This is a genomic window from Streptomyces sp. NPDC006368 (assembly GCF_040612535.1).
Lineage (GTDB): Bacteria > Actinomycetota > Actinomycetes > Streptomycetales > Streptomycetaceae > Streptomyces.
In genome coordinates, this window is record NZ_JBEXQK010000086.1 from 1 (window position 1) to 5,817 (window position 5,817).

A 5,817-nucleotide genomic window follows, 5' to 3' on the forward strand; every position below is an offset into this window, starting at 1 on the left:
GTCGGGCCCGGGGTCGGGGTCGGGGTCGGGGTCGGGGTCGGGGTCGGGGTCGGGGTCGGGGTCGGGGTCGGGGTCGCGCCGATGGTCCGGGCGGGTGACCGACGGCGTACACGCCGCTGACCGCACCCCTCCGCGGGGCGCGGTTGGTGATCCTGCGACGGTGACCACCCCACACCACCGCGCCGGCCGCCGCCGGGCGCTCCTCGCGAGCTGCCTCGCCACGCTCGGCCTGCTGTCGTCGCCGTCCGCCCCGCCCGCCGCGGCACGGGCCGCGAACGAGCGCCCCCCATCCGAATCCTCCACCCGCCCGACGACCCCGGCGGAGGCGTGGACCGCCGCCCGTCTGGAGTCGCTCCGCGAGCGGCCCGCCGAACTGCGCGCGTTCTTCCGGAACCTGCCGAAGGGCGGGGACCTGCACAATCACCTCGCCGGCGCCGTCTCCACCGAATACCTCATCGAGCTCGCCCGTCAGGACGGGCTCTGCGTCGACGAGGCGTCGATGACGGCGGTGGCACCTCCCTGCGGGCCGGGCACGCGGCCGGCCTCCGACGCCGCCGGCGACCCGGCGTTCCACCGGGCGCTGGTGCGTGCCTGGTCCATGGAGGACTTCCCCGCCGGGGAGTCCGGGCACGACCACTTCTTCGCCACCTTCGCGAAGTTCGGTGCGGTGACCTGGCGTCACCGCGGCAAACAGCTGGCCGACGTCGCCAACTCCGCCGCGGCGCAGAACCAGTCGTACCTGGAGACCATGGTCACCCCGGCCTCGGAAGGGGCGAAGAGGCTCGCGGCCGAGGTGGGCTGGGACCCCGACCTCGCCCGGCTGCACGGCGAGCTGATGGCGGACGGAAAACTGGACCGGGTCGTCGCCGAGGCGCGCGCCGAGGCCGACGCCGCCGACGCCGAGTTCCGCGCCGCGGCGCGCTGCGGCTCCGCGCGACCCGCACCCGGTTGCCGTCTCGTGGTCCGGTGGATCTCCCAGGTGTCACGGGGCAGCGCCCCGGAGACGGTGTTCACCCAGATGGCCCTCGGCATGCGGCTCGCCGAGCGGGACCCGCGGTTCGTGGCCGTCAACCTGGTCCAGCCCGAGGACGGGGCGACCGCGCTGCGCGACTACCGGCTCCACATGCGCATGCTGGCCCACCTCCGGCGCGTCCATCCCCGTGCGCACCTCACCCTGCACGCGGGCGAGCTGGTGCCCGGCCTGGTCAAGCCGGAGCACCTGACGTTCCACATCGGCGAGGCGGTGAACGTCGCCCGCGCCGAGCGCATCGGGCACGGCGTCGACCTGGTCCACGAGGACGACTGGCAGCGGCTCGCCCGCACGATGGCCGCACGGGAGGTGGCCGTCGAGGTGCCCTTCAGCAGCAACGCCCAGATCCTCGGCGTCAGGGGCAGCGAGCATCCGTTCACGGCCTACCGGGAACACGGCGTGCCCCTCGTGCTCGCCACCGACGACCCGGGGGTCTCCCGCATCGACATCAGCCACGAGTACCAGTACGCCGCCACGACCTACGGCCTGCGCTACCCGGAGCTGAAGGACCTGGCGCGGGCGTCGCTGGAGTACGCGTTCCTGCCCGGCCGCAGCCTGTGGCGCGGCAACCCGACGCGCGACGGCTACCGTCCCGTCGCGGAGTGCCGGACGGAACGGGCCGGCGTCCCGGCGCCCGGCGGTGCGTGCGGGAAGCTGCTGGCCGCCAGTCCCAAGGCCGCCGTGCAGTGGCGGCAGGAAGCCGCCTTCGCCGTCTTCGAGCGGACCTTCCGGCCCGGCCGGTGACCCGGTGAGCGGCTCTTCCCGGGGTCCGGGGAGAGCCGTTCACTCCACCCGCATGCCGATGAGGCAGGTGTCGTCGTCCGTGTCCGACCGGCTGTGGGTGAGGAGACGGTCGAGCCGGTGCTCCAGGGACGCGGCCGGTGTACGCGCGGTGTTCACCAGCTGGGCGAGGGCGTCCGGCACGGAGAGGTCCTTCCGCTCGACCAGGCCGTCGGTGTACATGAGCAGGGTGTCGCCCCGGTCCAGCTGGATCTCCTCCTCGGCGTACTCGGCGTTGGAGAGCGCGCCCAGCAGCACGCCGCCGACCGGCGGCAGCGTCCTCGCCTCGTCCCCGCGGACCAGGACCGGCGGCAGGTGCCCCGCGCGGGCCCAGCGCAGCGTGCGGGTCCGCGGGTCGAAGACGCCGCACACCACTGTCGCGGTGACCCGGTCGGTCAGGTGGTGGGCCACGATGTTGAGCCAGGACAGCAGTTGCCCGGGGCCCGCTCCGGTGACGGCGAGTCCGCGCAGGGCGTTGCGCAGGACCACCATGCTGGTCGCGGCCTCGATGCCGTGCCCGGCGACGTCACCGACGCAGAGCAGCACGTCCTTCGAGGGCAGGACGACCATGTCGTACCAGTCCCCGCCGACCAGGGACTCGGTCTCGGCGGGCCGGTAGCGGACCGCGACCTCCAGGCCGGGGGCGGCGAGCGGCGCGCGGGTGGGCGGCATGATGGCGTGCTGGAGCTGCAGGGTGAGGCGGTTGCGCTCCACTGCCTGCTGCTCGGTCTGGGCCAGCCGGTCACGGGTGGCCGCCAGCGCCACCTCGGTCCAGTGCTGGGACGAGATGTCCTGGTAGGCGCCGCGGACGGCGAGCAGTCGGCCGTCGGCGCCGAGCACGGGTTCGGCGACCACGCGGATGTGCCGGGTGACCCCGTCGGACCGCTGCAGCCGGAACGCGATCGACGCGTGCCGCCGGTGGTGCAGCACGGTGCGCAGGAAGCGGCCGATGGCGACGGCGTCGTCGGGGTGGGCGTGCGCGGGGAGGTCCTCCAGGGGTACCGGGGGCGCCGTGGGCGGCAGGCCGCGCAGCTCGAAAAGCTGACGGTTCCAGACGATGTCCCCGGTGAGGAGGTTCTCCTCGAAGCCCCCGATGCGGCCGAGGCGCTGGGCGTGCTGGAGCAGGCTGGCGAAGCGGGCCGTCTCGTCCTCCACGCGCCAGATGAGGAGCACCGCCGAACCGTGCCGAGTGATGCTGACGTCCGCCACGGCCGTGAACGGCACCTGCTCGACCAGCGTGGTCAGGGTCATCCGCCGGGCGCGGAACGCCTCGCCGGTGGCGTAGACGCGCTGGACCCGGCCGAACAGGTCGCTGTCGCCCGCGGTCATGGGGTACGCCTCCAGGAGCAGCGCCCCGCTGACGGCGCCGCGCGGGCGTCCGGTCGGGTCGATGAACCGGCTGTTGGCGTGGTGGATGCGGAAGTCGGTGAGGTGGCCGTCGGCGTCGAGGTGCGGGAGGAGGACGAGGGCGGAGTCGTGGACGCCCTCGGACAGCTCCACCAGTTCGGAGACGTGGGGCAGGCGGCCCACCACGGCGAGGGGCGGGCGGGCCGCGGCGCCCGGCACCTTCTCCAGGGTGTGGGCGCACAGTTCGGCCAGGGTCTCGATCTGCCGCATGATCTGCGGTGGCTGCGGCTCCAGGGCGTGCGGCCAGCAGATCTCCAGTACGCCGTGGATCCTGCCGCCCGTCCCGGCGGGGATGGCCAGCCGGCCGCTGTCGGGGTGTTCGAGGCGGCCGATGGAGGGGAGTCCGTCCCGCGCCAGTGACCGCACCGAGACGGTGTGGCGGTCGGTCAGGGCGCGCCGGGCGACCGTGGCGACGCCGGGCGGTACGTAGCGCCAGCGCTCCGCCTCGCCGGTGCCGAAGCCGGCGTGGCCAGCCAGGGTGAGGGAGGCGTCGGAGCCGGCGAGCCACACCGCCACCGCGTGGGCTCCGAGCGGCGCCAGGGCGTGCTCCAGGAGGGATTCCGCGACGGCCTGTGTGTCGTCCGCCGCCAGGGCGCCGCTCTCGGCGGTGCGCAGGCGGACGGCCGCGGACGGGCCGTCGTGGTCCGGGGGCGCGCCGGTCCCGGCGGCGGCGCCGGTGCGCCGGACGAAGTCGTCGGCGACCTCGGCGACGCGGTCTCGGGCCGCCTGGTTGATGACCTCGGCGGCCAGCTCCAGGTGGGTCACGCCGGCTTGTTCGGCGAGGTCCTGGAGCTGGCGGGCGGCTTCCGCGGGGGCGCACCGGAGCCGTTCGACCAGGACGCCCTTGGCGAGTTCGACGAGGGCGCGGCCGTCGGCGGCGGCGTGCGCGGAACGGACCTCGCGGCGGAGCCGCTCGACCGTGGCGGCGAGGCGGCCGATGGCGGCGGTCTGCCCGTGGGCGTCGTCCGCGGTCGCCGGGGCCGTCCGGCGCGGTGGTGGGAAGTCCGCGGATCGGACGGAGGGGAGGGGGCCCGGGCCGGGGAGAGGGGACCCGTCACCCGCGAGGGGGGTTCCGGGTTGTTCGGACGTGCTCATGGTGGTGCGGGCTCCTCGTCGCCTCGGCGGGGGCGGGCTGATCGTGGCGTTGGGGCGGGCGTGCCGCCCGCGAGCTCCTATGTAAGCCAGCGCCGCACGCGGGCGATGAGGTCGTTGGCGTCCACCGGCTTGGTGACGTAGTCGCTGGCCCCGGAGGCGAGGCTCTTCTCCTGGTCACCCGGCATGGCCTTGGCCGTGACCGCGATGATCGGGAGGTCGGCGTGGTCGGGCATGCGCCGGATCTCGGCGGTGGCCGCGTAGCCGTCCATCTCGGGCATCATCACGTCCATCAGGATCAGGTCGATGCCGGGATGGCGTCCGAGCGCCTCGATGCCCTCCCGTCCGTTCGCCGCGTGCAGGACGTGCACGCCGTGCATCTCCAGGATGCCGCTGAGTGCGTACAGGTTGCGGGCGTCGTCGTCGACGACGAGGACGGTACGGCCGGCGAGGTGGGCGTCGACGGGCTGGAGCGGCTGCTCGACGGTCTCGTCCCGGCGTACCAGCGGCAGGACGTCCCCGGGCTGCTCGGCGGACAGGTGCAGGGTGATGCGTTCCCGCAGTTCGTCGAGGCTGGACAGCAGCTCCAGGGGGCGGGTGTCGGCCCGTGCCTGGAGCGCCCGTTCGTCGGCCGGTGCGAGCCGCCGGTTGTTGTGGGCGAGGACGGGGACGGTGGTGAGGGCCGGGTCGCCGTCGACCGCGTCCAGGAACCGCAGCGCCTCGCCGCCCGCCATGTCGAGTTCGAGGACGACGCAGTGGAACGGCTCCGCGGCGAGGGTGGCCGCCGCCTCCTGGGCGCCGACCGCGGTGATGACGTCCACGCCCGCGGTGGAGTCCCCGAGGCCGCGGCTGCCGGTCAGGTCGGCTGCCGCGCTCTCGGCCACCAGGGACAGCAGGCCCCGGGGCCGCTCCTCGATCACCAGCAGCCGGCGCTGCCGGCGGGGCAGGGACGGGCCGGGGTCCGGCACGCGGCGCGTGACCGCGGACGTGTCCGTGTCCTCGCCGTCGGCGGCGGCTTCGCCGCCCCGGTCGACGGAGGGCCGTTCCGCGAAGTCACCGCGGGCGACCGGCAGGTAGAGCGTGAAGGTGCTTCCCTCCCCCGGCACGCTGGCGGCGCTGACCGCTCCCCCGAGGAGGTGGGCGATCTCCCGGCTGATGGACAGGCCCAGACCGGTACCGCCGTACTTGCGGCTGGTGGTGCCGTCGGCCTGCTGGAAGGCGGCGAAGATCGACTCCAGCTGCTGTTCGGGGATGCCGATGCCGGTGTCCTTGACGCGGAAGGCCACGACGGCGCCGCCGCGGTGGACGGCGTCCGGGAGTTCGTGGTCGGCCGCGGGCTCGATCCGCAGCTCGACGCTGCCCCGCTCGGTGAACTTGACCGCGTTGGACAGCAGGTTGCGCAGCACCTGCCGCAGCCGGGAGTCATCGGTCAGCAGGTCGAACGGCACCCCGGATCGATCGTGCTGATCTACGACGACCCGCACGGCCACCCGCACGTCTTCACCGGC

Annotated in this window: 3 protein-coding genes; 1 reads left to right on the top strand and 2 read right to left on the bottom strand. The window is 74.6% G+C overall.

Annotated elements, in window-relative coordinates; genetic code table 11:
* Positions 1 to 160: 160 nt before the first annotated feature.
* On the top strand, positions 161 to 1,774 hold the full coding sequence (locus ABZZ38_RS30085) for an adenosine deaminase (protein WP_356745667.1): 1,614 nt from the start codon (positions 161 to 163) through the stop codon (positions 1,772 to 1,774).
* Positions 1,775 to 1,813: 39 nt separating this feature from the next.
* On the opposite strand, the gene ABZZ38_RS30090 is transcribed toward ABZZ38_RS30085, so the two are convergent.
* Both ABZZ38_RS30090 and ABZZ38_RS30095 read right to left on the bottom strand, forming a co-directional pair.
* Positions 1,814 to 4,312, bottom strand: a complete 2,499-nt coding sequence (locus tag ABZZ38_RS30090; RefSeq protein ID WP_356745669.1) for a SpoIIE family protein phosphatase — start codon at positions 4,310 to 4,312, stop codon at positions 1,814 to 1,816.
* A 77-nt stretch (positions 4,313 to 4,389) separates the two neighbouring features.
* Positions 4,390 to 5,817 (bottom strand): response regulator (locus ABZZ38_RS30095; RefSeq protein ID WP_356745671.1); only part of this gene is annotated, 1,428 nt, incomplete at its 5' end.

What these genes read in the sequence shown, in the direction of transcription:
- ABZZ38_RS30090 (WP_356745669.1), bottom strand. Translation starts at nt 4,312, where the DNA reads ATGAGCACGTCCGAACAACCCGGAACCCCCCTCGCGGGTGACGGGTCC.